This is a genomic window from Salipaludibacillus keqinensis, assembly GCF_003226325.1.
Lineage (GTDB): Bacteria > Bacillota > Bacilli > Bacillales > Salisediminibacteriaceae > Salipaludibacillus > Salipaludibacillus keqinensis.
This window is the reverse complement of sequence record NZ_PDOD01000001.1, coordinates 202,542-228,885: the sequence shown is the minus strand read 5'-3', so window position 1 is coordinate 228,885 and position 26,344 is coordinate 202,542. Positions and strand designations below refer to the sequence as shown.

Below are 26,344 nucleotides of genomic sequence, written 5' to 3'. Positions count from 1 at the left end.
ATTATAATCCATTTAAGATAGATTTTCGATATAAGTGGACCATCTTTGACCGTATTTGAGAATTCAACCATTTTTCAGGTATGCCAATGACTTAATGCATGAAGATCCTCATAAACCAAGAATATCTTCAAAAAATCGGTGAGTAAACTTACACCATGACCTTGTCCCACATTTAAATACTTATCTTCAAAATAAATAAAAAACACCCTGGTTCATTCAAGCAAGACCAGGGTGAAGACTAGCTATTGAACTTGAGTAATTTCTACTTTCATATCTCCACCTGGCGTAGAGACCACGACTTGTTCACCAATCCCTTTACCAAAAAGGCTTTGTGCCATTGGCGAGTCGTTAGAAATTTTCCCTTCAATTGGATCCGCTTCTGCACGTCCAACTATTGTGTACACTTCTTCATCTCCATCGGGCAATTCTTTGAAAGTAACCGTTTTTCCTAATGAAACAACAGAGCTATCAGAATCCTCTTCAATAATTTCAGAATTTCTGATCATGCCTTCGATTTGTTGGATTCGTCCCTCAACGAAAGCTTGTTCTTCTTTAGCTGAATCATATTCGGAGTTCTCAGAAAGATCCCCAAAGCTTCGTGCTACTTTAATTCGCTCAACAACTTCTTTACGTTTTTCCGTTTTTAAATATTCAAGTTCTTTCGTTAATTTTTCTTTACCTTCTAATGTCATATAGTGTTTTTCTTCTGTCATTATTTCCACTCCTTAAAATATAAATCAGTAGTTAGTGAACGCTTACATCATTCATTAATGATCAAATTTTCATCTATTTTCTAAAACGGTTTGATTTACCATATGAAGTTCATAAAAAAAAATGAACAAGATTTGACTATTCATGGTGGCAAGATCACAAAAATAATTACAGTCTCATCTATATCGAAACTTCCTTTGACTCTAATGTCCCGGTTATAGTGATCATGTGTGTTATAAATAAACCGTCAGCGCCCAACCCGTTCAATACAAACACTTCTTCGAACAAGTCAGGGCGCTGGGGAGGCTCTATTATATGTTTTATCCGTTTCTAGAAATCTTTTCCTGCGTTCCTGTGTGTTATTATAAACAAAAGTTAGCTTTTAGCCAAGGGTTTATCCATAAAAGTTAACAATAATTCTTTTTTATGACAATATTTCTCTTAAATCATCGCTTTTTCTTCAAGAATGGTTTTTATTTTAGTCACCATTAAATCTATAGCTACATGATTGTGACCACCTTCAGGTACAATAATGTCTGCGTATCGTTTAGTAGGTTCAATAAACTGGAGATGCATCGGTCTCACAACTGACGTATATTGATCGATAACAGAGTCAATCGTACGACCTCTCTCTTGAATATCCCTCATAAGCCGACGAATAATACGTAAGTCTGAATCAGTATCGACAAATAATTTAATATCCATTAAATCACGAAGTCGCTCGTCTTCAAGTATAAGAATCCCCTCTAAAATAATGACATCTCTTGGCTCTACATGAATAACGTCTTCAGATCTCGTGTGATTTGCATAATCATAAACCGGCTTTTCAATCGCTTTTCTTTCAAGTAACTTCGTTAAATGATCGATAATTAAATCATTATCAAAGGCTAGAGGATGATCGTAATTTGTTTTTAATCTCTCTTCCATTGGTAAATGGGATTGATTTTTGTAGTATGCATCTTGTTCTAACATCAATATAGAGTGTGCTGGAAATTGGCTGTACACTTCATTTGCTACGGTTGTTTTACCAGACCCAGACCCTCCGGCTACACCAATGATGACAGGTTTTCTATTCATTATGTTAATTCCTTTCTCATCATATTATGAGGGTTTACCGGTTTTTCAACCTTAAACCTTACAATTTGCAGGGGGTGGCGAGCTGCATCAAGCTCTTTGCCATCTTCATCCCATATTTTACCTACTCTTTGATTGAAATTCATTATTTCAGGACCAAAAAACTCAATCTGATCTCCAGGTTTAAAGTAATTTCTTTGTTGAAGAGTGACTATTCCTGAGCCTTCATCATAATCTAACACAACTCCAGCAAAATCAAAAGTCGTTTTCTGACTATGATTACGAAACAATTGTTCTTCATGCCCTGGCGTATTTTCAAAAAATGCCGGGGCTGTAGGTCTGTTCGCACATTTAGCTAACTCGTTCACCCATTCAGGATTAATCTTGAAGTTGTCTGGGTCTGCACAGTACGCATCAATCACTTTGCGATAAACACTCACAACAGTTGCGACATAATGTATGGATTTCATTCGCCCTTCAACCTTCAAGCTGTCAATGCCCGCTTCTACCAGTTTAGGGATCGCTTCAATTAAATTTAGATCCTTCGGTGACATGGCAAATGGCGCATCTTCTTCATCGAACAAGGCATTTTCTTCAACGTTTTTCCCATCATTAGACTTTTCTTCATATAAGAAATAATCCCAACGGCATGATTGGCAGCACCCACCTCGATTAGAGTCTCGAGCAGTCATGTGATTACTTAACACGCACCTACCTGAATAGGAGATACACATAGCACCGTGAATAAACGTTTCGATTTCTATGTCTACATTTCTCTTCATTTCTAACATTTCTTGAAGACCGACTTCTCGAGCCAATACGACCCGATCCAACCCTTCTTCTTTCCAAAACTTCACCGCCTGCCAGTTAGAAAGAGATTGCTGAGTTGACAAGTGAACTTCGAGCTTAGGGGCTGCTTGTTTACATGTTTCAATAATCATTGGATCAGCCACAATGATTCCTTTTACACCAACACGTTCTAAATCAGCAAGATATTCTTCTAAACCGTCCATGTTTTCATTATGAGCAAAGATATTCGTTGTTACATAAATATGTGCTCCGTAATTGTTAGCAAATTGTACGCCCTCAGCCATTTCTTCAGTTGAGAAATTATCGGCATTAGACCGTAATCCAAAATCCCGTCCACCAATAAATACAGCATCTGCACCGTACCGTACAGCTATCTTTAGTTTTTCTAAATTCCCTGCAGGTGCTAACAGTTCAGGCTTTTTGGTGATGACGCGTTTACCATCAGAGCGAGATTGTATTGTTTGTTCTACCATTTGCGATCACTCCTTCAATCATCATTGGCTTCTAGCCAAAGAACGCTCTCAATTAATAAACTGTCTCTTTGAAAAAGAATCCAGTATCTAGTTCTCGGTTTGACGGCTGAATTGATTTTACTTTTTCAAAAAATTGATCTTTCTTCTCCTGATATAACTCTGGATTTTCAACATATAAATCAATGGCTTCTCGGTAGAGTCCTGTAATTTCAGTTAAATACTGAATATCTTTTTGGATTCCTTCGATTTTAAACGAATCGACGCCTGTATCGATCATTTCTTCTAACTCATCAATAATGCACATATCTTTAGGACTCATGATATGAGTACCATTTTTATCCTCCCAAATAGGATACTTAGCATTCCTCTCAGGATCATGAAGGATCAACGTCCGGTCTTTTCTTTTCCCCTGAACCTTCAAGTCTTTTCCTTGAAAAGCCATGTAGTTTCCGATCAGCATCCGTTTAGATTGAAACATGCACGTCATTCCGTGAACCTGGACTTCGATTTCAACTTCTGCTGCTTCTTTAATCTCAACGATGGCATCCATATTCAACTCACGAGCTAATACCGCCCTTGTAGCACCTTTTCTTCCCCAATAATTAGCTGTATACCAATTTGTTGCAGTCGTTTCTGTATTCCAGTGTAAGGACATGTTCGGAGCGTGTTCTTTTACATTCAGTAACACTGCCGGATCACCAAAGACAATGGCGTCCACACTAATTTGTTTTAAAAATTTAATGTAATCAGGCAACAAAGGAAGCGTGTCGTTATGAAACAATGCATTCATAGCTACATAAACCTTTGCCCCTCTCTCATGGGCTAGAGCTGTTGCTTTCTCTACGTCTTCACGGTTAAATTCACCAGCAAGCCTCAATCCATACGTTTCTTCCCCAATCATAATCGCTGTAGCACCAGCATCCAGAAGAGGTGAAACATCTGAAACGCTAGTCGGAGTGACTAATAATTCAGGTTTATTCATCATTGATTCACCTTCCTAATTAACAATCTTCACTTTATTTTTCTGCTTACCAAAATCCCATCACCGATTGGGAGCAGTATTGAATGGAATCGTTGATCGGACATGAGTTTTTCATTGTACTTCGTTAATTTATTTACCATTGCTTTGACCCCACGGCTTTCTGGTTTTCTCTCAGAGGCCACCATCCCTTTGAAAAGGACATTATCGGAAAAGATCAACCCATTTTCTTTTACCATAGGCTCGTACAAAGCAAAGAAACGTTCATACTGTCCTTTTGCTGCATCGATAAATAAGGCATCAAAAGGTCCATTCGTTTGAACTATTTCTGAAACTTCCAAAGCATCCCCTTCAATGATTTGAAACCTGTTGTTTACTTTAGCCTTCAACCCATTTTCTTTTGCCAACGCAGCTCGCTGTATATCTCTTTCAATAGATGTGACTTGAGCTTGTGGCAAGGTTAGTAACATTCTAATGGCAGAATAACCGATAGCCGTCCCAATTTCCAATATGTGGTCAGGTTGTTGAATGCGCAAGAACTGCAATAAGGTTTCCATACCATCTAGCTCCATGATTGGAACCTGGTGTTCTTCCGCATAAGCTTCCATCTCTTTAATTAACGGAGACCTTTCTTGAATGAGCGATCGTATATATTCATCTGTTTTCCCAACTGTTTCCATAAAAAAAGCGCCTCCTTTAGGTGCTTTTTACTTACTTATTATTTTTGACACTATCTTTGACCGATATATTTTAACATAAATAGAAAGAGAATGCGACAAGAACATCCTCTTTCTATTTCAATCATTCTATTCACGATATTGTTGAACAACTTCATTATGACCAGAAAGATTTTCGTTAAAGAAAACTTCCCCGTCTGGAGAATGGAAAAAATACAGGTAATTATGTGATTCTGGTTCCATCGCCGCAACAATCGATGCTTCCCCTGGATTATTTATAGGGCCTATAGGAAGACCATTACGATTATACGTATTATATGGCGACTCAATTTCCAAATGTTCGTTCAAAGTTCTAGATAAATGTTCCCCGTGAGCATAAGCAATGGTCGGATCCATTTGCAAAGGCATGGAGATATTCAACCGATTATCAATAACCCCTGAAATCGTTGGACGTTCTTCATCTGTTCTTGATTCGCCTTCTATTATAGAAGCTTTTGTCAGTAATTCATGGAATGTATCATCAGCGCTTTCTGCACCAATTCTTTCCATAACTTCTGCTGTACGATCCAACATAGATTCGATCACTTGTTCAGCTGTCAATTCTTCATCAACGAAGTCATATCTTGCTGGGAACATATATCCCTCAAGTGGCTCACGGATTTCTTCATCCATGATCTCATCTTCAAGCATGTCATATTCACCAATTAATTCTTCTAAGTATTCTTCATCTCGAGCGAGCTCTTGTAACTCTTCCGCCTCTAAATTGGTCCCTTCTGCAATTCTTTCAAAGATATCTTCGAGCCATAAACCTTCTGGAACGGTAAAAGAATTTGCGTAATCCTCATACACACGTCCTTCTTTAAGCTCTTCAATAATTTCGTCCATACTCATTGCAGGTGATAGACGATAATCTCCCGCTTGAAATCCTGCTTCATTTTGAAAGCGTATGTAATATCGGAACATCGTAGAGCTATTTATAACACCTTCTTCTTCAAGAATCTCTCCAATAGAAGTTGGCGTTGAACCTATAGGAATCGTTACTTCTACATCTTCATTGTTTTCCTCATCAACTGGTCCTAATGCACCGGTAACATATCGAAATGTCCCAAAACCTACCGCTAAGACAATCACGATAATCGCTATTAAGAAAAAGAAGACAATTTTTCGTACAATACTAGCTTCCTTTTTCTTTTCTTCTATTTTCTGATGATGCTTTTCTTTTAATTCACGTTTTGAATCTTTGTTTACCTCGTCTGACACAACCGCCACTCCTTTCACCTTCCCTATTATACTACACCTTTTCGAAAATTCGATGGTTAGTTAATAAAAACTTAGTCAATCATTGTACGGCGTATACATCGCTCCTCATCTCCATACTTGATAAGTTAAATGAGCCGCTTAGGTACCTTTGTATAAATACGTTGATATAACCTAAAATACCCCGTCAGCACATTCCGCGCTGACAGGGTATCATGTCATTTTGATTAATTTTCTTCTTCCATCTCTTCATCTGAAAAGGTATTTAATAATTCTTCAACCATCGCCCACTCTTCTTCCGTTTCAATAGCGAAAAGAGATAACTCTTCTCCTTCAGGCTCTTCAAAGCGAAAAGCGTGAACTTCAATTTCATCGTCATCCGTTTCACTTGATCCTTCTGGCGCTAACACCATGTAGGAATTGCCGGTTGAATCTACATCAAATGTAAATAACACTTGGAACAAATGTTCATCTCCATTTTCATCTGGAATGACGATGCGATCATCTTCACTTGAATGATTAATTTTTAAGTCTGACATTCTGCTTCCTCCTTCTTTATGACTGTCGATCGAGATATCCTTGCAAGATCAAGACAGCTGCCATTTTATCAATGACTTTTTTTCTTTTCTTACGGCTGACATCAGCCGACACAAGCATCCGCTCCGCTGCGACGGTTGTCAGTCTTTCATCCCACAAATCAATGGTAAGACTTGTCCTGTCTTCTAGTTCTTTAGCAAAAGACTGGCAAGCTTCTCCACTAGGACCAATGGTTCCATTCATATTTTTTGGTAACCCTACAACAATTTTTGATACATCATTTTCTTTTATTAATTTATCGATTCTTTCTAAATCTTCTTCTGGATTATTGGGATTTCTTTTAATTGTTTCAATCCCTTGAGCTGTCCAGCCTAAGGCGTCGCTCAAAGCGACACCGATTGTTTTAGTTCCTACATCTAAACCTAGAACTTTCATGAATTCTCCTTTTGATGCTGAGCTAAATATGAGCGAACTAACTCTTCAATCAGCTCATCTCGTTCGATTCTTCTAATGAGGGAGCGTGCATCATTATGACGGGGGATATAAGCAGGATCCCCTGACAAAAGATAGCCGACAATTTGATTAATTGGGTTGTATCCTTTGTCTTCAAGGGAAGAGTAAACCTTTAGCAGGACATCTTTTACGTCCTCATCCATTGAATCGTCGTCTAAATTAAACTTCATTGTATTGTCCATCGAACTCATAATACCCACACCTCTCTTCTACTTTGAAAGAAAAGGTTCTCAGACCGTTCCAATTTCAATTTCATACTTGTCTACTATTGTACACGATTCTCGGTCAATTAGACATTTCTTTTTAGTAATTCAGGAACAACTTTTAGAGCTTCATCCACTTGACCCGGGTTCTTTCCACCAGCCTGAGCCATATCTGGACGACCTCCCCCTCCGCCACCACATATTGAGGCGACTTCTTTTACAATGTTACCGGCATGATGCCCTGCTTGTACTAAATCTTTTGAAACACTTGCTACAATGCTTACTTTTTCGCCATTTACAGAGGCTAACACAAGAATACCTGAGTCTTGCTTCTCTTTTAATGAATCAACCATCTTACGAAGAGCATTCATATCGGAAGCGTTCACTTTTTTCACGAGTAATTTAACCCCGTCTACTTCTTGAACATCATCAAGTAAATTGCCAGCTTGCAATTGACTTAATTTAGCAGATAGTGATTCGTTTTCCTTTTCCGACTCTTTCAGTTGTTTCTGAAGTTGTTCTGCTCGATAAGGAACGTCAGTCAGGTTTGTCTTCAAGAGCGTAGCCGCTTCACGAAGTTTATCCACTTGGCCATTCATAAATTCATATGCTTTTTTACCTGTCACAGCTTCTATTCGACGAATCCCTGCACCAATTCCTGCTTCTGAGACAATTTTAAACAGTCCGATTTCCGCTGTGTTTTGAACGTGACAACCTCCACAAAGCTCTAAACTGTAATCAGATACTTTCACCACGCGAACATCGTCACCATACTTCTCACCGAATAAAGCCATAGCTCCCATTTCTTTCGCTTCTGTTAGAGATTTATTCATCGTTTGAACGGCAATTCCGGCCCAGATTTTTTCATTTACAATTTCTTCAATTTGCTCCGTTTCATCTTCAGACAATTGGCCGAAGTGGGAGAAGTCAAATCGAAGACGATCTTGTTGAACTAAAGATCCAGCCTGGTTCACGTGGTCACCTAGAACATCTTTTAATGCTTGATGCAACAAATGTGTAGCGGTGTGATTTTTAACAATAGCTGTTCGAGCGATATTTTCTACTTTGGCATGAAGGACGGCCTCCAATTTCAATGCCCCCGACACCACTTTTGCTGTATGAAGATTTTGCCCGTTTGGTGCTTTTTTTACATCGGATACTTCTAGAACAACTTCTTCATTCGATAACTGTCCTTTATCGGCAACCTGTCCTCCGCTTTCAGCATAAAAAGGTGTATAGTCTAACACGATTTGGACGTCATCCCCGGCAATTGCCTGATTCACAAGAGATTTATCTTTTACAATAGCTTTGACAGTTGCCTCCGATTCAAGTTGATTGTAACCGACGAAATGACTTTCCTCTTGAATGCTTCCTAACACTTCATCTTGTAATTGCATAGACCCTGAATCTTGTCTCGCTGCTCTAGCTCTATCTCGTTGCTTTCCCATCTCTGTTTCGAACGCTTTCCTGTCTAGTTTTAATCCTGCTTCTTCCACATACTCTTCCGTTAAATCAACCGGAAATCCGTAAGTATCGTATAAACGGAAACTGTCTGCACCAGATATTGTCTCTTCACGGTTCGTTTTCGCTTTTTCAATGAGTTTGTTCAACATTGTTAAACCGTCATTTAACGTTTCGTGGAATCGTTCTTCTTCTGTACGAACAACTTTTTGGATGAATTCTTGCTTTTCAACCACTTCAGGATAGAAATCTTTCATGATTGTTCCCACAACAGAAACAAGTTTATACATAAACGGTTCATGGATATCCAAGTGTTTAGCATAACGGACGGCTCTGCGCAGCAAACGACGCAAAACATACCCTCGACCTTCATTGGATGGAAGAGCACCATCTGACACCGCAAACGTCACCGTTCGAATATGATCTGCTACGACTTTAAATGCCGTATCTTGTTCAGCGGACTTACCATAAGACTTTCCTGAAATTTCTTCTGTTAAACCAATAATGGGTGTAAATAAATCTGTATCAAAATTAGTCTTCGCATCTTGAATGACAGAAACCATTCGCTCAAGCCCCATACCTGTATCAATGTTTTTCTTAGGTAGAGGAGTATAACTTCCATCAGGGTTATGATTAAATTGAGAAAAAACAAGGTTCCAAATTTCTAAATGGCGTTCGTTTTCTCCCCCAGGAAACATTTCCGGATCATCTGGATCATTTCCGTACGCTTCTCCGCGATCATAGAAGATTTCTGTATTAGGTCCACAAGGGCCTTCGCCGATGTCCCAGAAGTTTTCTTCCAATCGGATGATGCGATCTTCAGGTAAACCAATTTCTTCATGCCAAATGTTGAACGCTTCATCATCATTTGGATAGATCGTTACAGCTAATTTTTCAGGATCGAACCCTATCCACTTCTCACTTGTAAGAAACTCCCACGCCCAATGAATCGCTTCTTTCTTGAAGTACTCACCGATCGAAAAATTTCCCAGCATCTCAAAAAAAGTATGGTGTCTTGCCGTCTTTCCTACGTTTTCAATGTCATTCGTACGAATGGATTTCTGAGCGTTTGCGATTCTCGGATTTGACGGAATGACACGACCGTCAAAGTATTTTTTTAGCGTTGCAACCCCACTGTTAATCCACAGTAATGAAGGATCTTCATGTGGAACAAGGGGAGCACTCGGTTCTATGCTATGTCCTTTTTCCTTGAAAAAATCAAGAAACATTTGCCGTACTTCTGCTGAATTTAATGCTTTCATCTTTCTTCCTCCTCTTTATTTTTAGCATAAAAAAACTCCTCCCTCAGAAAAAGGGACGAGAATGTATTCACGCGTTACCACCCTAGTTACAAGATAAAATATACTATCTTGTCACCTCAATCACGAATAACGATCGCGCAACCGGCAGATTTTAGTCTGCTTTCAGGAGTAGCAAATAATCCCTCTTCATTCTGAATTTCTTTCAGCCTAGGAAATTCTTCTCTGCAGCCAAGTCTTTCCATTAAAAGGAGGTAAACTTCACTTGAATGGGCTTTGATTATTCTTCTCCGTCATCAAATTCACATATGTATATCAGTTATTATAGAAATCTGTCTTGAATTTGTCAATCATAGATCCCTTTACGGTTTCGGATCACTTTCCTCCAATGAAGTGCAAAAACTTTTATCACTGCCAAAATAGGGACAGCAAGAATGAGCCCTATAACCCCGGCCATTTCGTTTCCTATTATTAATGCAAAGATAATTAATAGTGGATGTGTATGAATACTTTTTCCCACTATAACAGGAGCTAAAACATTCCCCTCAATGATTTGAACAACAAAAACGACGACCAATCCTAGAATTAAAAGTTGGAAAGATTCTGTAAGTGATAATAAGATCACAGGAACAGACCCTATAATTGGTCCAAAATAAGGGATAATATTAGTCAGGCCAATCAGAATTGCAAGCAATGCTCCATAAGGCATGTCAATAATCCAAAAACCAATCCATGATAACAGACCTACAATGACACAAATTAAAATTTGTCCTCGAATATATGCACCTAGCGCCTGATCTAATTCTTTTGCTAATTCCTTTCCTTGTTTTCTCATTCGTTTCGGTGTTAAATACCATGATGCCTTCTTAAGAAGAGGAAAGTCTTTCAATCCGTAAAAAACGATGAACGGAATCACAATTAATAAAAGGGTCCAATCCACTAATTTCATAAGAAAAGAACCCATCTCTTCAATAGCCTCAGCAATCCATGCTTCTCCACGATGTACCCACTGATCCAGTTGTTGTTGAAAAGCTTCAGGGAGAAAGGTTACACGTTGATAGACGGTTTCGATGAATTCTCGGTATGTTTTGGCCATCATGGGCAACTGATCTAAGAATGATTCTACTTCTTCCACTACATATGGTGTTCCTTTTAATATAACTACAATAAACAAGACAAGAAAAATTGAAAAGAACAATAGAATTGACAGAGGTCTAGGGACTTTTTTTGATTCTAGCGTTTCCACCAATGGATGGAATAAGTATACAATGAAGGCAGAGATAATAAAAGGACTTAACACTTTAAATACAGGCTTTAACAAAGGAAGTATATATTGAACAAGTAAAATTAGGGCAACAATGATCAAGCCAGTTAAAAGGATGAGAATCATACCATATATCCAACGCTTTAACTGTTCTGAGTTACTGTTTTCCACTGAATTCCCTCCTTCATCGTGCGCTTCCAAAGCCATAGCCTCTTTTGCACTGGTATATCGCTACTGAAAAATCATAAACACAACCAAGAAATAAAAGACAGACGTATTCTTTCCCGTCTGCCTCTCCGCAGTTAAACTATCAAGAAAAAGCCTTGTTCATTTGTTTTCTCATTCGTTTCATTGTTCGTTTTTCAGGCATTAAATCTTCGAACATGGACAAATCCACTGAGGAAATTCTTTTTTTCCAGCGTTTTTTTGTTTTACGATCCATTGAAGCTGTGAATGCATAGGCACCAGCTCCAATTGCAACTATGGATGCCAGGGTTCTCATGGCGATCACCCCCGATCTTTTCACAATTTACAAATCAACTTGACGTTCGTCTTCGGCAAATAAATCGTCAAGGGAGCTTAACGATCCATCCGGTTCCACTTGGTGGAGGTGGAATTGGCCATCAGAAATGGACAGTTCAATAAAGCACGTCCAACAATAGTATTGATTTGTTCCAATCTTGCCAATATCTTTGCCGAGACAATTCGGGCACCTCATGTGACACCACTCCCAGGATAGAATTGATCTGCTGTGAAAGACCTTGACTTGCAGATAGTTAAGACAGAACTAACGCCTGATCTTTGTGATCAATGGAAAAATGTTCAGTCTTTACTACCTTAATTCCAAGTTTAACGTCTTCGAACAAACCTTCTGTTAGTTCATACCCTAAGATTTTGCCCGAATCTGGCAAAAAATATACGTCCTCAACGATTCCAATCATCCCCCCATCATGCTGCCTCACTGATCGACCAATGAGTCTGTTCTTACCATGAAGGAATCGTTTCTCTGAAGACCTTATTGGTAAAAGAGGATCAACATTTCCAACAAAATAGCTTTGTTTCTCCTCTATTGACAAGTTTGAAATTGGCAGAACATGTTTTTTCGACCACCATTTATGATTTTCAATCCAATAGCCTGTAATTTTTCCCTCCAACATACAATATGTCAGATCGGCTATTGTCCCGATGAATCGATGATTTTTCCAATGAAAAATGGGTGCTCCCTTGACCTTTTCAAATGTTCTCAAGGACCTCTCCCCCTTCGAACATTCTTAGTCTTTGGTAGCACCCTTTGATTCATTCATGTATTCCATTTCCAATCGTGAATCTTTAATTTTTTCTTGCAAGGTTGTATTTCGCCTCAAATCGCGATTTGCTTCTACAGCTAGCTCAAGAGCTTTCCAATCACCACACAGTAAGAGGAATTCCTTTGCTCTTGTAATGCCTGTGTAAATTAACTTTTTCCTTAACATGCGATAATATCCTTTAACTACGGGCATGATTACAATGGGGAATTCACTCCCTTGCGACTTATGAATAGAACAGCAATAAGCATGAGTAATTTGAGTTAAGTCAGGCTTTGTATATACGACCTCTTCCCCGTCAAAAGAAATAACAATTTGCAATTGCTTTTCAACATTTTCTTTTTCAGTAAAGATCGAAACAATTTCTCCTCTATCACCGTTATACACGTTATCTTCAGGGTTATTCACCAGTTGCAATACCATATCGCCTACGCGATACACTACCTCTCCAAAAGGGACTTCTCTTCTTTGATCAGTTTTAGGATTAAAAAGAGTCTGCAGCATATCATTTAAGTTTTCAACACCTGCCACCCCCCGATACATTGGGGCAAGAACTTGAATATCCTTTGCTCTAAATCCTTTTGCAACAGCTCGTTCACATATTTGCTTAATAGCCTCAGGAACTTTTTCTTGATCGCACGGAAAAAACCGTAGATCTTTACTATTTTGATCAATATTTTCTGGTAATTCTCCATGTTTAATTTGGTGAGAGAACTCGATTATTTTAGATCCTTCTGACTGGCGATAAATATCAACTAGCTGTACTGATGGGATCAAACCAGAGTCTAATAAGTCTGCTAATACTTGGCCCGGTCCTACTGAAGGCAATTGGTCTTCGTCTCCCACGAAAATGACTTGCATATCATTTGGCACTGCTTTTAATAATTGATTAGCTAACCAAGTATCCACCATAGACATCTCATCTAAAATGAGCAATTCCCCTTCTAGTTGATCCTCTTCATCTTTTTCAAAGTATTCCCCATCGACTCCTTTGTAGCCAAGCATTCGATGAATCGTCGAAGCAGGGAGCCCCGTTGACTCTGTCATTCTTTTTGCTGCCCGGCCAGTCGGGGCGGCCATGAGGATTGGAAATGTTTTTTTCTTATCACGATATTCGGTAGGATCTACTGAGATCCCCTTTAACTGACCGATTACTTCAATCAGCCCTTTTATCACCGTGGTTTTACCTGTACCAGGCCCACCAGTCAAAATCATCAAAGGTGAATGCAACGCTTGTTGTATCCCTTCCTTTTGAGAAGGTGCATAGCTGATACCCAGATCTTCTTCAACTTTACCAAGTTCTTTTAGAAACTCTGACTCAGGAAATTCATCCATTTCTTTTTTATTTGAAAGTAACCGTTGCAGATTTGATGCAATCCCCTTTTCGGCAAAATAAAGCGACGGCATATACATGCGATTGTCTTCCACAATAATTTTACTTTCTTCTCCTAAAGCAATCACTTGTTCGGCAATATCAGCTGGTGATATGTTGTCGTAAGAACCTTTTTCCAACAAATCTTTTGCTTCTTGCACAATCGTTTCATTCAGAGCATACACATGTCCTTCGCTAAGGGATTGATCTTGAAGAACAAACAGAATCGCCGCTTTTAAACGGTCTGGATGACTCCCTGTTAACCCTTGTTTTCGACCAATCAGATCCGCTTTAGTAAATCCAATCCCTTGGACATCCTCTACCATTCGATACGGATTGGCCTGAATGATTTTCAATGCTTCAATTTGGTAAGCTTGATAAACTTTCATGGCAAGTTGAACACCAAAACCGAATTCATATAGTTTTAATAAGACTTGTTCAATTCCTTGATCTTCAAGTAATGTTTCGTATATTTCTGTAGCTTTCTCAGGCTTTATTTTTTCAACTGTGTCTAAAACAGACGGATTTTCTAGAATCATTGAAATGCAATGGACGCCCAAGCTTCCTACGATAGCTTCAGCTGTTTTCCGACCGATTCCTGGAAAACGGTCACTAGACAAGTACAAAATAATACCCTGTTTCGTTTCAGGCATCACTTTTTGGAATTGATCGAACTTGTACTGACGTCCAAAACGGGGATGATCGGTAAATGTACCGTGAAATAAATAGGTGAGATCTCTCTCAGGTTCAGACATCATCCCAACCACTGTCACTTCTTTATCATCAAGCTTGACAGCCGCTTCATTTACACGCATTTTAGCTACAGTATAGAGAGTATCCTCGTTATGAAAAATCAAATGAAGAAGCTCTCCTTTTATATAATCTTTGTTTTCTTCATTCGATTGATCCATCTCTTCCCTACTTTCATGATTCTTCGCTAAGGATTCCTTGCATTTGTTTTTTTCCGTTGGCAGCTAAGGCATGGTCTGGTTGAATAGCCAAAGCCTTTTCAAACATAGCTAATGCTGTAACTGCATCATCTTTGAATGCGTAGCCTACACCTAGATTAAAGACACAGTCGGCATGCTGATCATCCTGTTCGATCACTTTTTCAAATTGAATGATCGCCTCTTCTACTTGTTCCATTTGAGCTAAACTCATCCCATAATGAAACCGGGCATCGATATCTTCTTCGTTCAGTTCTACCGCGCGGCTCAAACTAGGAAGAGCTCTTAAGAAATCTCCCAGCTGGTAAAAACTCATACCAAGCATGTAATAAACATCACCCTCATGTAGACCGTGGTTAATTCCTTCCTGATACAAATCAATCGCATCTTTATACTTTTCTTGATTAAAATAAACATTTCCCTTGCCATAATAGGCAGCAGCCAGTTCCTCATTTAATTCAATCGCTTTTTCATAAAAAACAATCGACCGATCTTCTTCCCCGACAGCCGATAATAAATTCCCAAAGTTAGTATAGGCAATAGCATCTGTTGGATTTTCTTCTATCGCTTCATTCAACAATTTCGCTGCTTCTTCGATATTTCCTTCTTGCATTTCTTTTACGGCTTGTTCATTTTTATCCATATCGTCCTCACTCCTCCATTCGATTCTCAAAAAATCATTTGTTTAGGTGACACAGAAAAGGACTGACCCACTGTCTCATCAGTCCTTGATTACTACATCAATCGTTCCACCGCCTAAACAAATATCTCCATCATAAAATACAACAGACTGCCCAGGTGTGACAGCACGTTCAGGTTCATCAAACCAAACTTTCACATGACCACTTTCTAATGGCTCAACTTTCACACCGTGATCTTGTTGGCGATAACGGAATTTCGCTGTGCATGTAAATGACTCCTTTGGCGCATTTCCGGAAACCCAGTTAAGTCCTTCAGCCACTAGCCCTTCGGAGTATAATGCTGGGTGATGAAATCCTTGACCAACAAGAAGGACATTTTTCTTTAAGTCTTTTCCAACTACAAACCAAGGTTCTCCAGCTCCGCCGATGCCAAGACCTTGTCTTTGTCCAAGGGTATAGTACATCAAACCATCGTGCTTTCCTTTTACTTCGCCATCGAGTGTTTCCATATTACCTGGCTGCGCTGGTAAGTACTGGCTTAGAAACTCTTTAAAATTTCGTTCTCCAATGAAACAAATTCCCGTGCTATCCTTTTTTGTTGCGGTTGCAAGTTCTGCTTCTCGAGCAATTTCTCTCACTCTTGGCTTTTCTATTTCACCTAATGGAAACAATACGTGCTGCAACTGATCTTGACTGAGAGCATTTAAGAAATACGTTTGATCTTTGTTTTGATCGATTCCTCTTAATAATTCGACCTTTTCGCCGGTACGTCTTACCCTTGCGTAATGTCCCGTAGCCACATAATCAGCACCTAAAGACATCGCATGATCTAAGAAAGCTTTGAACTTGATTTCTTTGTTACACATCACGTCAGGATTTGGTGTTCGCCCCGATTTATATTCATCTAAAAAGTACGTAAATACTTTATCCCAATACTGCTTTTCAAAATTTACCGCATAATAAGGAATGTCCAACTGATTACACACGCGAATAACGTCATTGTAATCTTCTGTAGCCGTACATACACCATTTTCATCTGTATCATCCCAATTTTTCATGAAGATGCCAATGACTTGGTATCCTTCCTCTTTTAATAAATGTGCGGTGACCGAGGAATCTACTCCTCCTGACATACCGACAATAATGCGAGTGTCTTTTTTTTCTTTCTGATTCATGTGAGTGTCCATATCACTCACCTCCTAAATGTATCATCATAGCCTTGCCAACCTGCGAATAACTTTTGCAGTCGTTGTGGCGGCTTTCTTCACTTGTTCATCGTCATTTCCATAACCAAAGCTAAATCTGACAGCAGAATGACTTCTGTTCACGTCATCAAACATAGCCGTTAAAACGTGGGAAGGATCAATGGAACCGGCTGTGCAGGCAGAACCACTTGAAACAGCAATTCCTTCTAAATCAAGGTTCATCAGAATAGATTCAATATTGATTCCTGGGAAACTCACATTTAAAATATGAGATAAACCATTCTCATCCGCCCCATTAACATGATAATCGATCTTTTCTTCGTTAAAAACAGAAAGGATGATCTGTTTATAATGTCGGTATTGTTCTTTCCGCTGGTCTCTCTCATTGATAGTTATCTCAAGGGCTTTTCTCATCCCAGCGATCGCAGGAACATTTTCAGTACCAGCGCGACGCTTTCTTTCTTGTTCTCCTCCGTACAGAAGAGGCGACAGGGTCATACCTTGTCTCGCGTATAGGAATCCCATACCGTTTGGCCCATTCAATTTATGACTTGAAGCTGCCATGAGATCAATACCCTGAGATTTTACGTCGATGTCTTCCATACCCACCGCCTGAACAGCGTCGCTATGAAAAACAGCTTGGTGGTTTTTTAATGCTTGGCCTATTTTTGCTACTGGTTGAATGGTTCCCACTTCGTTGTTGCCAAACATGACAGAAACGAGAATTGTCTCTTCTCTAAGAGTTGCCAACAAATCATTGACTGCAACTTCCCCTTTATCGTTAACATCTAAATAGGAGACCGTAAAACCTTGTTTCTCAAGATACTCAAAGGCATGGAGAACGCCATGGTGTTCTACTTTTGTCGTGATTAGGTGCTTTCCTTTATGTTGATTAGCTTTTGAATAGCCAATAATCGCCAGGTTATCTGCTTCAGTTCCGCCACTTGTGAAAATGATTTCATCAAAAGAAGCGTTTATCGCACGTGCAATAAACTCTCTTGCTTCATCCAGCCCTCGTCTTGATTCTCTTCCGTAATGATGGATACTAGACGGGTTACCAAAAAACGTCTCAAAATATGGCTGCATACTTTTTAATACTTCTGGATGGATCGGCGATGTAGCCGCATGATCCAAATAAATTCTTTCCATTTTGCTTCACACCTTTAGATCTTAAATATAAAACATGTAATTTTCTTGACCCGCATCACCTTTATAGTTCGCTAAATCGTCCAATGTTGTGGAATCTAGAACGTCCTTTACAGCATCACGTATTTTAATCCACAAATCTCGCTTTGCCGGCTCTTCGTCATCAATAATTTCAACTGGTGTAATCGGTCCTTCTAACACACGTATGATATCACCCGCTGTAATCTCTTCTGGATTCTTAGACAGCATATAGCCACCATAGGCTCCACGCACACTTTTAACTAACGTAGCATTTCGAAGAGGCGCAATAAGTTGCTCTAAATAATGCTCTGATAAGTTATGGTCTTGGGCAATCGACTTCAATGAGGTAGGCCCTTCTCCGTGTTTTTTAGCTAGTGCAATCATAATTGTTAATCCATATCGACCTTTAGTTGATATTTTCAACATTCATCCCTCTTTCCATTCTTCTATCTATCCAATGCTGACAAAAGTTCAAGGATATTCCTGTAATGTGACCAATCAATAAACTAAATAAGATCGTGCCAATAAATACTGGCCCTCCTAAAGTCCATCCGAGGGCTAATACAAGTATCTCCATAAAAATTCTTACTTTTGCTACTGATGCTCCTGTTTTATGGGAAATGGCAAGCATCACACTGTCTCTAGGCCCAGCTCCACACCTCGGCGAAATATACACTCCGATACCAAAGCCCATTATGATAATGCCTAGAATCAGCATAAATCCTTTTGCCATGAGAGACGGAGGAGTTTGCAATAAAATTAAAAATATGTCAACAAACATCCCAACGAAAATCATATTTAAATAAGCGCCTAACTTTGGCCACTCTTTTGAGATAAATGTAGAAAGCAACAGGAGTAAAGATCCCATAATCACCGTCCAAGTTCCGATCGTCAATCCGAAATGATTGGTCAGACCGATGTGTAAAACATCCCAAGGTGCGCTACCTAATTCAGCAGTAATCATTAAAGCAATTCCGAAGCTCATAATAATAATACCAATGAGAAAAACGCCCCACCGAAACCAAGGCGTTTCTGAGTTAAAATAATCATTTATTAAAGACACGAAGCGTCAATCCTCTCGCAAATCTATTCAATGTAAGAACGTAAATCTTGTTCATATCTAAATTTCATTATAGCATAGAAATAGAAATTCTGTTCCATATAGAACCGAGTGATACCAAGGAAAGACGCATAAGCAATTGCATTTTACCGATGATGAACGAAAATTGCAAACAACTTATACAACTTCACAATAAAAAGGTGGTCATTACGTGGATTTATTTAATTACTCGAGCAATCAGCAACCAAAAGGACCTTTAGCTTCTCGGATGAGACCGCGAACATTAGAAGAAGTCATCGGTCAAGAACACATTATTGGCCAAGGTACACTATTAAGACGAGCTATTGAAGCAGATCGGCTGACACCGATGATTTTCCATGGTCCTCCAGGCACTGGGAAAACAACGCTAGCCCGCGTAATCGCAAACACCACGTCAGCTCGGTTTGATCAACTAAACGCAGTCACAGCTGGGATCAAAGATGTGAGAGAAATCGTTCAAAAAGCAAAAGACCGATTAAAGTTTGATCAAGAAAAAACCGTGTTGTTTATTGACGAGATTCACCGATTTAACAAAGGTCAACAAGATGCCTTGTTGCCTTACGTAGAAGATGGGACAGTCGTCTTAATTGGAGCAACGACAGAGAATCCGATGTTTGAGGTAAATCCTGCCTTGATCTCCCGCTCCCGACTTTTTCGTTTACAGTCACTCACAGACAATGAAGTTATTCGCGTGATCAAACAAGCCATAGCTGACAAAGATCGAGGGTTCGGCGATTACTCCATTCAAATTACGGATGAGGCATATGATCATATTGTTAACATTTCAAATGGCGATGCAAGAACGGCATTAAATGCTATTGAGTTGGCTGTTTTAACGACAGACCCTGATGATCATGATGTGATTCACATCGACTTAGAGACAGCCGAGGCTTCTATCCAAAAGAGAATGATTCGTTACGACAAAGCAGGTGATAATCATTATGATACGATCTCAGCTTTTATTAAAAGTATTCGCGGCTCAGACCCGGACGCGACCCTATACTGGCTTGCTAAAATGATTTATGCAGGAGAAGATGCACGATTTATAGCCAGAAGGCTATACGTTCACGCTGCAGAAGATGTAGGTTTGGCAGACCCAAATGCCCTTCTGATCGCTCAGGCGGCTTTCCAAGCAGTGGAATTTATTGGAATGCCTGAAGCCCGAATTCCGTTAGCGGAAGCCGCTCTTTATTTGGCCACTGCCCCTAAAAGCAATGCCGTGATTAAAGGTATTGACGAAGCTTTGCAAACCGTAGAAAAAGAGAAATCAGGTGAGGTTCCTGTTCACCTTCGAGATGCTCATTACAAAGGGGCTTCCAAACTTGGTCACGGAGAAGGATATTTATATCCTCACCACTATGAGAACCATTACGTTGTTCAACAATACCTTCCTGACCATTTAAAGAGGAGGACGTTCTATCATCCTTCTGGAAGTGGTTATGAAAAGACTGTCCAAAAACGTTTGGATTATTTTTCTGATAGGAAAACGAAGGATAAACACTAGTTTTTTCGGCTACGCAGGTTAGTTTAGTATATTTTCTAGATTCTTTGTCCATCTTAATAGAAACGATACAGATTAAGATTAGTATGAAAGGAATGGACAAAATGAAAGTGAGACAAGATGCATGGTCGCATGAAGACGACCTGTTACTAGCCGAAACGGTGTTACGTCATATTCGCGAAGGAAGTACGCAGTTAAATGCTTTCGATGAGGTAGGAGATGCTTTGAATCGCACGTCAGCTGCATGTGGCTTTCGTTGGAATGCTGTTGTGAGAGATAAATATGATGAAGCAATCAAACTAGCAAAGAAACATAGGAAACAAAGGAAGCGACAGCAAGCACATGATTCTAAACCGCAAATGTACCAGCCACCATTATCGAAAGTTGAACCGACTTCATTTATGGAAGATTCACCAGTTTTCGTTTCAACTCAGGCTACGACCAAGCCAAATCAAGAGCTTACGTTGGACGAAGTGATTTCGTTCTTGAAATCCATGCAAGGAACTGGGTCGAAAGCAAGTCTATTGGAGCAGGAAAATAATGAATTAAAGCAAAAATTGGCTGATTTGAAAGATTCCTACTCTCATTTAAAACAACAGTATCAGGGAATAGAAGAGGATTACCAATCAATCATTCAAATCATGGATCGTGCTAGAAGAATGACCATTTTAGAAGAAGACCCAGATAGTAGACAAGCAGCAGCTTTCAGAATGGATAAAAACGGAAACTTAGAGAAAGTTGCCAAATAACAGAAGGTTTCAACAATCCTTCAATAGACAAAGTGCACGCCTCAAGGCATGCACTTTTTTTAGTATCCTACTAGATATTACCTATCATCCACTACAATATACGTTGCTTTAACAGGCCCATGAACTCCAACAACCAAACGCAATTCAATGTCTGCAGAGTTACTTGGTCCAGAAATAAAATTGATGCAAGAAGGCATTCTTCCATTCTCTTTTGCTATATCATGGATTTTATCTGTCGCTTGCGTCATCCGTGGAACAAGCGTACTTTTAGGAATAATCGCTAAATATTTCTCTGGTAGAAGACTGACAGACCTACCTTTTCCATTATCACTATGCAATACCACTGTTCCCGACTCAGCTAAGGTCACATCTGAAAAAGTAATGCCAATGTTCGCTTGTTCAGCTTTGTCGATATTACGCTGGCCAAGATCAGGATTCCACTCATAAATCGAGCATCCTTCTTCTTTTTCTTTATTTAGAGCCTCTAGCAATCCATATTCTTGAAACCTGGGATCTTTCCAATGAACAATAGATTTACCGCCTAAATCTTCAATCACTTCGGGAAAAATTTTCCCTAACTCTTCGAAAGAGGTTACGACTACGTTTGTATGAATACTATCACATTGCAACACAAATTGAGCGAGAAGTTCATCTTGTGATAACCCGTCAAACACTTCATATTGAGGAAGTTTACTCCACTTTGGAAGTTCTACTCCTTCCTTTCTTCTTTTACGGCCAAGGCGATTAGCTACATTATTAAGAAATTTATCTTTATTATGAATGGATCCTGTGGTCATGATTGATCCCTCTCTTTCTCGCGATTCGCGTACCATTTCCTGAACGTCTCTCCGGTAGGTTCAGGTAAATCACGAATATCCGTCCACATTTTCACCGGTCCAGGTCCTTTTCCATGACCATCTTTTCCTTTAGCTACAGAGCTAATAAAAGAGGGTGCTGAACTGGAACCAACTTTATAAACGCCAGGGTTACTCGCTGCAAAGGCATACCCTTTCATAGCTAGCTTTTCTCCAAAACTGGACTTGCCTGATTGCTCCACAATGACTTTCCGATGTTCTACAAGCAATTCATGCAATGGGATTTTCACTGGACATGCCTCTGTACATGCCGCGCATAAAGTAGAAGCATAAGGCAACTCTTTATGGTCATCGTATCCTTCTAATAGTGGTGTAAGAACCGCTCCAATGGGCCCTGGATAAATTGACCCGTAAGAATGCCCACCTACATGTCGATACACAGGACACACATTAATACACGCAGCACAGCGGATACATTGTAATGCTGACTGAAATTTCGTACCTAAAATTTTCGAGCGTCCATTATCTACAATCACTACATGAAATTCTTCAGGGCCATCAATATCTCCTTCTTCTTTTGAAGCAGTAAGTCCAGTAATATAACTGGTTAGTTTCTGACCAACAGCACTTCGACATAGCATACTCACTAGGATATCAAGCTCTTTCCATGTAGGCACGATTCTTTCCATCCCCATCACGGTAATTTGTGTTTTAGGTAAAGTTGTGGCCATTCGCGCATTTCCTTCATTCGTGACTAAGGAAACTGTACCTGACTCTGCTACAGCGAAGTTACAGCCTGTAATGCCCACTTCTGCTGACAAGAAGTCTTTTCTTAACTCTTTACGAGCAAACTGCGCTAGTTCATTCGGGTCAGAAGATTTATCATATTTTCTTTTCTCTTGAAAAGTATCTCTAATTTGCTCTTTGTTTTTGTGCAATGCAGGTACGACGATATGAGAAGGTGGATCGTGGTCGTCTAATTGTAAAATCCATTCTCCTAAGTCAGACTCCACAACATTACATCCAAGTTCTTCTAATGCTTCGTTCATCCCTATTTCTTCTGTGACCATCGATTTTGACTTGATGATATTCTTAGCTTCCTTCTTTTTTACAATTGATGTAATATAATCATTGGCTTCCGCCGCATCTTCTGCGAAAAACACATGACCACCCTGCTTTGCCACATTTTCTACAAACTGATCTAAATAATAATCAAGATTTTCCAAAGTGTGTTGCCGAATTTCTTCAGAGAGATCGCGCCAGTCTTCCCAGTTCCCCATCTCTTCAGTCGTTTGAGTTTTTCTTCCTTCTAAACGAGATTGCGCTTCTACCACTGCTTTGCGCATAAATTTATCGTTAATTCCTTTATCTACCCGCTCAAAGAATTTATCATTCCCTATTTTTATTCCCATGTTTTCACCTCCGCTCGGCTATTTAATACTTCTGCAATATGCATCACTTTAACTGGTTTTCCTTGACGTTCAATTCTTCCACCTATGTTCATCAAACACCCTAAATCAGAGCCAATTAATATGTCTGCATCTGTTTCTTCTATATGTTGAACCTTCTCATTTACCATCTGTTCAGAAATGGGTACCATCTTCACACTGAATGTACCGCCGAAACCACAACATTGTTGTTTATTCGGTAATTCAGTGAAATGTAATCCCTTCACATTTTCCAATAGTTTCATTGGAGCTTCCTTCACACCAAGTAAACGGGTCATATGACAGGATGTGTGATACGTCACATTTGCATTCAATTCTGCTCCTACATCCTCTACTTTTAGAACATCAACGATGAATTGTGTTAATTCAAATGATTTGTTTGCTAATTCCTCTGCTCGATCCTGCCAGTCAGTATCATCTTCAAATAAATGAGGGTACTCTTTTAACATAGCTACACATGAGCCTGAAGGGGAAACGACATATTCTGCTTCTTCAAAAGTTTTAATCATATGTTTTGCTACATCTCGAGATTCCCGGTGAAAGCCACTGTTAAATGCCGGTTGCCCACAACACGTCTGCTTTTTAGGAAAATCCACCTCGCAACCAAGTCGTTCAAGGATTTCTACAGTACTCTTCCCTACGGCCGCTGGATAAACTACATCAGCCAAACACGTTAAAAACAATGAAACGTTCATTTTATATCCTCCTTACACCTAAGTGGTACGGTCATCTGATGACTTAGGCGAAATAAAATACTTTATTTGCTATTTTATATCAAAAATTACTAGGAACATAGTCAAATTCCTAAATTACTGAACCCATGAAGGTTAGTTGTGGTAATGTCCATATAAAATAGTGGACACTGTTCAAATCTATTAAAGAAAGGGGAACCTGTTCTCCAATAACACAGTAGTTCCCTCAGTGCTCTCACCTCATTACATCAACCAAATCATGATCATTCCTGCGATCCCAACTAACGCCCCATAGAGAAGAGCTGGTCCTAATGTCTTACGTATGATATCTCCCTCTTTTCCAACTAATCCTACTACCGCTGATGCTGCAACAACATTGTGGACACAGATCATATTTCCAGCGGCAGCTCCAGCTACTTGCTGAGCTAGAATAACGTCACTATATAACCCTGTCTCCATTGCCACATTATACTGAATCGGCGCAAATGTCAGTGTTGAAACAGTCGCACTTCCTGTTATAAATGATCCGAGAATCCCTAAATACGGTGCTACAAACACCCACACTCCTCCAAGCGTAGAAGCCATCGATAAAGCTATGTATTCCGGCATAGCTACTAAGTCGTTTGTATTAATTCCTGAGTTTGTAAATACTTGAACGAGAGCAAGTGTTGGAATTAAAGCTAAAGCGGCGCCTTTAATCGAACTTAACGATTCCTTGGACGCTTTCACAAAACTGCTCAGTGATTTCTTCTGTGTAAATACTGAGATTAATGCTGCAAGCACCAATACAGCCCCTGGTGAGTACAATACTTGCCAGGCCGAACTTACACCTTCAAATCCGAGAATGTTGTTCCAACTTAAATCAATAGCCGTTTGAGCAAACTCTTGCACAGCAGGAACGATTCTCGTTAATAGAAGCAAGGCAACAACAATAAAGTATGGGCTCCATGCAGATACTAGACTCATTTCAGATTTCTTTTCTTCTGGCTTGAACCCTTTTGCGAGGGCATCTTGCCAAGGTACTTTAGGAAGTAAGAAACTCTTTTTTGCCGTACCAGTTGCTACTGCCATTGCTGTAATTGAAGCAAGAATGGCTACAAATTCTGGTCCAAATAAAGCCGCATACAACGCCGCTGAACCACTGTAGACCGCTCCAACAAGTAAAGCCCATGGAAGCAATGTTAACGCACTGCTTAAACCTTTTTTCTTTCCGAACGCAATGGTTAAAACGAGAATAATAATAAATGGCATTAATGTTCCAACTAACAAATCCATTAATGTAATTCTAATTCCAATTTCTTTAAAAAATTCGATCCCCGCTCCTTCAATGTTACTTAATCCAACAACAATAGGTGTCCCAACCGCCCCAAAAGAAACAGCCGTACTATCTGCAACTAAAGCAGTCGTGGCTGCAGCTAAAGGCGTAAAACCTAATGCTACAAGCAATGGTCCCGTAACAGCAGCAGGAGTCCCAAATCCAGCAGCCCCTTCAATTAAGCTTCCAAATAAAAATGCAACAATCACTACTTGAACACGCATGTCAGGGGATATGTTTCGGAAACCTTCGTTAATTCTATCCACAGCTCCTGTGTGCTTTAACGTGTTTAATAAAACGATGGCCCCAAACAGAATAAACAGAATAGTTATGGCTCTATGTGACCCTTGCAAGATAGATGCTGATAAAATGTCAACTTCCAAACCCCAAACCGTGAAAGCTAGTAAAATCACAATCAATGCACTGTAAAGCATCCCTTTCTTTGCAGGCATTCGTAACAGGACTAAAAAAATAAAAGGTGCGATAATGGCGCTAAATGCCGTTAATAATTGCATAAACTTTTCCTCCAAACTCTTCTTGATTAATCTAGTACTAAACGATTCACACAACGGATGACCTTTCAAAAACCTCCATTTCTCTACACAGATCTTGTCAACAGGTCATCAGATGACCTTATGTAAGTGCTTTCATTATAAAAAAAGCTCGTGATTTATTCAATATATTTCGTTAATATAATTAAAAATAAATATTTGTACATACAAGTTTGACGGCATGTCCCAAATGATTGCTCATTTTATTAAAACACTAAATCTATAATGTTAATTCATTCACATGTTAATTTTGATTAGGCTGACTCTTTTGCTCAATGATGAACAAAAAAAGTGTGTTTATGCCCTCAGCGCTGATCTTA

The 26,344-nt window shown here is 39.4% G+C and carries 26 protein-coding genes; 2 read left to right on the top strand and 24 right to left on the bottom strand.

What is annotated here, in order from left to right:
* Positions 1 to 242: 242 nt before the first annotated feature.
* The 20 genes from greA to CR194_RS01065 form a co-directional block, all read right to left on the bottom strand.
* On the bottom strand, positions 243 to 716 hold the full coding sequence (greA, locus tag CR194_RS01160; protein WP_146035920.1) for a transcription elongation factor GreA: 474 nt from the start codon (positions 714 to 716) through the stop codon (positions 243 to 245).
* 436 nt (positions 717 to 1,152) lie between these two features.
* Positions 1,153 to 1,788 carry a uridine kinase gene (gene udk / locus CR194_RS01155; protein WP_110607810.1) on the bottom strand — a complete coding sequence of 212 codons (636 nt, stop codon included), beginning with the start codon at positions 1,786 to 1,788 and terminating at the stop codon, positions 1,153 to 1,155.
* Complete coding sequence (locus CR194_RS01150) at positions 1,788 to 3,068, bottom strand: peptidase U32 family protein (RefSeq protein WP_110607809.1); 1,281 nt, start codon at positions 3,066 to 3,068, stop codon at positions 1,788 to 1,790. Before CR194_RS01150 ends, udk begins: the two co-directional genes overlap by 1 nt.
* A 52-nt stretch (positions 3,069 to 3,120) precedes the next feature.
* Positions 3,121 to 4,050: a peptidase U32 family protein gene (locus CR194_RS01145; RefSeq protein WP_110608934.1), complete on the bottom strand. Its 930-nt coding sequence runs from the start codon at positions 4,048 to 4,050 to the stop codon at positions 3,121 to 3,123.
* Between the two features lie 29 nt (positions 4,051 to 4,079).
* A complete protein-coding gene (locus CR194_RS01140; RefSeq protein ID WP_110607808.1) occupies positions 4,080 to 4,727 on the bottom strand; it encodes an O-methyltransferase in 648 nt (215 codons plus the stop codon).
* A 126-nt stretch (positions 4,728 to 4,853) separates the two neighbouring features.
* On the bottom strand, positions 4,854 to 5,984 hold the full coding sequence (gene mltG / locus CR194_RS01135) for an endolytic transglycosylase MltG (protein ID WP_110607807.1): 1,131 nt from the start codon (positions 5,982 to 5,984) through the stop codon (positions 4,854 to 4,856).
* A gap of 224 nt (positions 5,985 to 6,208) precedes the next feature.
* Entirely contained in the window at positions 6,209 to 6,520 is a 312-nt protein-coding gene (locus CR194_RS01130) for a DUF1292 domain-containing protein (protein ID WP_110607806.1), read from the bottom strand.
* 16 nt (positions 6,521 to 6,536) lie between these two features.
* The gene (gene ruvX / locus CR194_RS01125) at positions 6,537 to 6,953 is read right to left on the bottom strand and encodes a Holliday junction resolvase RuvX (RefSeq protein WP_110607805.1); all 417 of its coding nucleotides are present in this window, start codon (positions 6,951 to 6,953) and stop codon (positions 6,537 to 6,539) included.
* A complete protein-coding gene (locus tag CR194_RS01120; protein ID WP_110607804.1) occupies positions 6,950 to 7,222 on the bottom strand; it encodes an IreB family regulatory phosphoprotein in 273 nt (90 codons plus the stop codon). The genes ruvX and CR194_RS01120 overlap by 4 nt, the downstream gene beginning before the upstream one ends.
* 98 nt (positions 7,223 to 7,320) lie before the next feature.
* A complete protein-coding gene (gene alaS, locus CR194_RS01115) occupies positions 7,321 to 9,957 on the bottom strand; it encodes an alanine--tRNA ligase (protein ID WP_110607803.1) in 2,637 nt (878 codons plus the stop codon).
* Positions 9,958 to 10,300: 343 nt separating this feature from the next.
* Complete coding sequence (locus CR194_RS01110) at positions 10,301 to 11,389, bottom strand: AI-2E family transporter (protein ID WP_158282133.1); 1,089 nt, start codon at positions 11,387 to 11,389, stop codon at positions 10,301 to 10,303.
* A gap of 139 nt (positions 11,390 to 11,528) precedes the next feature.
* Positions 11,529 to 11,720, bottom strand: coding sequence for a hypothetical protein (locus tag CR194_RS01105; protein ID WP_110607801.1), 192 nt, complete (start codon positions 11,718 to 11,720; stop codon positions 11,529 to 11,531).
* 27 nt (positions 11,721 to 11,747) lie between these two features.
* Entirely contained in the window at positions 11,748 to 11,936 is a 189-nt protein-coding gene (locus CR194_RS01100; RefSeq protein ID WP_110607800.1) for a hypothetical protein, read from the bottom strand.
* A 58-nt stretch (positions 11,937 to 11,994) separates the two neighbouring features.
* Complete coding sequence (locus CR194_RS01095) at positions 11,995 to 12,465, bottom strand: PRC-barrel domain-containing protein (protein ID WP_110607799.1); 471 nt, start codon at positions 12,463 to 12,465, stop codon at positions 11,995 to 11,997.
* 24 nt (positions 12,466 to 12,489) lie between these two features.
* Positions 12,490 to 14,805, bottom strand: a complete 2,316-nt coding sequence (gene recD2 / locus CR194_RS01090) for an SF1B family DNA helicase RecD2 (protein ID WP_110607798.1) — start codon at positions 14,803 to 14,805, stop codon at positions 12,490 to 12,492.
* 13 nt (positions 14,806 to 14,818) lie between these two features.
* A complete protein-coding gene (locus CR194_RS01085; RefSeq protein WP_110607797.1) occupies positions 14,819 to 15,484 on the bottom strand; it encodes a tetratricopeptide repeat protein in 666 nt (221 codons plus the stop codon).
* A 78-nt stretch (positions 15,485 to 15,562) separates the two neighbouring features.
* Positions 15,563 to 16,669 (bottom strand): tRNA 2-thiouridine(34) synthase MnmA, encoded by a 1,107-nt coding sequence (gene mnmA, locus CR194_RS01080; protein WP_269845689.1) that lies wholly within the window; start codon positions 16,667 to 16,669, stop codon positions 15,563 to 15,565.
* A 24-nt stretch (positions 16,670 to 16,693) separates the two neighbouring features.
* Positions 16,694 to 17,836 (bottom strand): cysteine desulfurase family protein, encoded by a 1,143-nt coding sequence (locus CR194_RS01075; protein WP_110607796.1) that lies wholly within the window; start codon positions 17,834 to 17,836, stop codon positions 16,694 to 16,696.
* 21 nt (positions 17,837 to 17,857) lie between these two features.
* Positions 17,858 to 18,277 carry a cysteine metabolism transcriptional regulator CymR gene (cymR, locus tag CR194_RS01070; protein ID WP_110608931.1) on the bottom strand — a complete coding sequence of 140 codons (420 nt, stop codon included), beginning with the start codon at positions 18,275 to 18,277 and terminating at the stop codon, positions 17,858 to 17,860.
* The gene (locus CR194_RS01065) at positions 18,261 to 18,917 is read right to left on the bottom strand and encodes a YczE/YyaS/YitT family protein (RefSeq protein ID WP_233254184.1); all 657 of its coding nucleotides are present in this window, start codon (positions 18,915 to 18,917) and stop codon (positions 18,261 to 18,263) included. Before CR194_RS01065 ends, cymR begins: the two co-directional genes overlap by 17 nt.
* A gap of 208 nt (positions 18,918 to 19,125) precedes the next feature.
* Here CR194_RS01065 and CR194_RS01060 point away from each other — a divergent pair, with 208 nt between their 5' ends.
* Both CR194_RS01060 and CR194_RS01055 read left to right on the top strand, forming a co-directional pair.
* The gene (locus CR194_RS01060) at positions 19,126 to 20,457 is read left to right on the top strand and encodes an AAA family ATPase (protein ID WP_110607795.1); all 1,332 of its coding nucleotides are present in this window, start codon (positions 19,126 to 19,128) and stop codon (positions 20,455 to 20,457) included.
* A gap of 101 nt (positions 20,458 to 20,558) precedes the next feature.
* The gene (locus tag CR194_RS01055) at positions 20,559 to 21,203 is read left to right on the top strand and encodes an RsfA family transcriptional regulator (protein WP_110607794.1); all 645 of its coding nucleotides are present in this window, start codon (positions 20,559 to 20,561) and stop codon (positions 21,201 to 21,203) included.
* A 77-nt stretch (positions 21,204 to 21,280) separates the two neighbouring features.
* On the opposite strand, the gene CR194_RS01050 is transcribed toward CR194_RS01055, so the two are convergent.
* The 4 genes from CR194_RS01050 to CR194_RS01035 all read right to left on the bottom strand — a co-directional run bounded on the left by CR194_RS01050 (position 21,281) and on the right by CR194_RS01035 (position 25,988).
* Complete coding sequence (locus tag CR194_RS01050; RefSeq protein ID WP_110607793.1) at positions 21,281 to 22,000, bottom strand: LutC/YkgG family protein; 720 nt, start codon at positions 21,998 to 22,000, stop codon at positions 21,281 to 21,283.
* The gene (locus tag CR194_RS01045; RefSeq protein WP_110607792.1) at positions 21,997 to 23,430 is read right to left on the bottom strand and encodes a LutB/LldF family L-lactate oxidation iron-sulfur protein; all 1,434 of its coding nucleotides are present in this window, start codon (positions 23,428 to 23,430) and stop codon (positions 21,997 to 21,999) included. Before CR194_RS01045 ends, CR194_RS01050 begins: the two co-directional genes overlap by 4 nt.
* Positions 23,421 to 24,161 carry a (Fe-S)-binding protein gene (locus tag CR194_RS01040; RefSeq protein WP_110607791.1) on the bottom strand — a complete coding sequence of 247 codons (741 nt, stop codon included), beginning with the start codon at positions 24,159 to 24,161 and terminating at the stop codon, positions 23,421 to 23,423. The genes CR194_RS01045 and CR194_RS01040 overlap by 10 nt, the downstream gene beginning before the upstream one ends.
* A 240-nt stretch (positions 24,162 to 24,401) precedes the next feature.
* Positions 24,402 to 25,988: an L-lactate permease gene (locus CR194_RS01035; RefSeq protein ID WP_110607790.1), complete on the bottom strand. Its 1,587-nt coding sequence runs from the start codon at positions 25,986 to 25,988 to the stop codon at positions 24,402 to 24,404.
* Between the last annotated feature and the right edge of the window lie 356 nt (positions 25,989 to 26,344).

Bases quoted from the DNA above. Each gene is read 5' to 3' on its own strand.
- CR194_RS01140 (WP_110607808.1), bottom strand. From the start codon at position 4,727: ATGGAAACAGTTGGGAAAACAGATGAATATATACGATCGCTCATTCAA.
- CR194_RS01105 (WP_110607801.1), bottom strand. From the start codon at position 11,720: ATGAGAACCCTGGCATCCATAGTTGCAATTGGAGCTGGTGCCTATGCA.
- CR194_RS01075 (WP_110607796.1), bottom strand. From the start codon at position 17,836: ATGGAAAGAATTTATTTGGATCATGCGGCTACATCGCCGATCCATCCA.
- recD2 (WP_110607798.1), bottom strand. From the start codon at position 14,805: ATGGATCAATCGAATGAAGAAAACAAAGATTATATAAAAGGAGAGCTT.
- CR194_RS01120 (WP_110607804.1), bottom strand. From the start codon at position 7,222: ATGAGTTCGATGGACAATACAATGAAGTTTAATTTAGACGACGATTCA.
- CR194_RS01040 (WP_110607791.1), bottom strand. From the start codon at position 24,161: ATGAACGTTTCATTGTTTTTAACGTGTTTGGCTGATGTAGTTTATCCA.
- CR194_RS01150 (WP_110607809.1), bottom strand. From the start codon at position 3,068: ATGGTAGAACAAACAATACAATCTCGCTCTGATGGTAAACGCGTCATC.
- CR194_RS01145 (WP_110608934.1), bottom strand. From the start codon at position 4,050: ATGAATAAACCTGAATTATTAGTCACTCCGACTAGCGTTTCAGATGTT.
- CR194_RS01085 (WP_110607797.1), bottom strand. From the start codon at position 15,484: ATGGATAAAAATGAACAAGCCGTAAAAGAAATGCAAGAAGGAAATATC.
- CR194_RS01050 (WP_110607793.1), bottom strand. From the start codon at position 22,000: ATGACCACAGGATCCATTCATAATAAAGATAAATTTCTTAATAATGTA.
- CR194_RS01045 (WP_110607792.1), bottom strand. From the start codon at position 23,430: ATGGGAATAAAAATAGGGAATGATAAATTCTTTGAGCGGGTAGATAAA.
- CR194_RS01130 (WP_110607806.1), bottom strand. From the start codon at position 6,520: ATGTCAGACTTAAAAATTAATCATTCAAGTGAAGATGATCGCATCGTC.
- ruvX (WP_110607805.1), bottom strand. From the start codon at position 6,953: ATGAAAGTTCTAGGTTTAGATGTAGGAACTAAAACAATCGGTGTCGCT.
- alaS (WP_110607803.1), bottom strand. From the start codon at position 9,957: ATGAAAGCATTAAATTCAGCAGAAGTACGGCAAATGTTTCTTGATTTT.
- CR194_RS01055 (WP_110607794.1), top strand. From the start codon at position 20,559: ATGAAAGTGAGACAAGATGCATGGTCGCATGAAGACGACCTGTTACTA.
- CR194_RS01100 (WP_110607800.1), bottom strand. From the start codon at position 11,936: ATGAGGTGCCCGAATTGTCTCGGCAAAGATATTGGCAAGATTGGAACA.
- CR194_RS01035 (WP_110607790.1), bottom strand. From the start codon at position 25,988: ATGCAATTATTAACGGCATTTAGCGCCATTATCGCACCTTTTATTTTT.
- udk (WP_110607810.1), bottom strand. From the start codon at position 1,788: ATGAATAGAAAACCTGTCATCATTGGTGTAGCCGGAGGGTCTGGGTCT.
- mnmA (WP_269845689.1), bottom strand. From the start codon at position 16,669: ATGGACACTCACATGAATCAGAAAGAAAAAAAAGACACTCGCATTATT.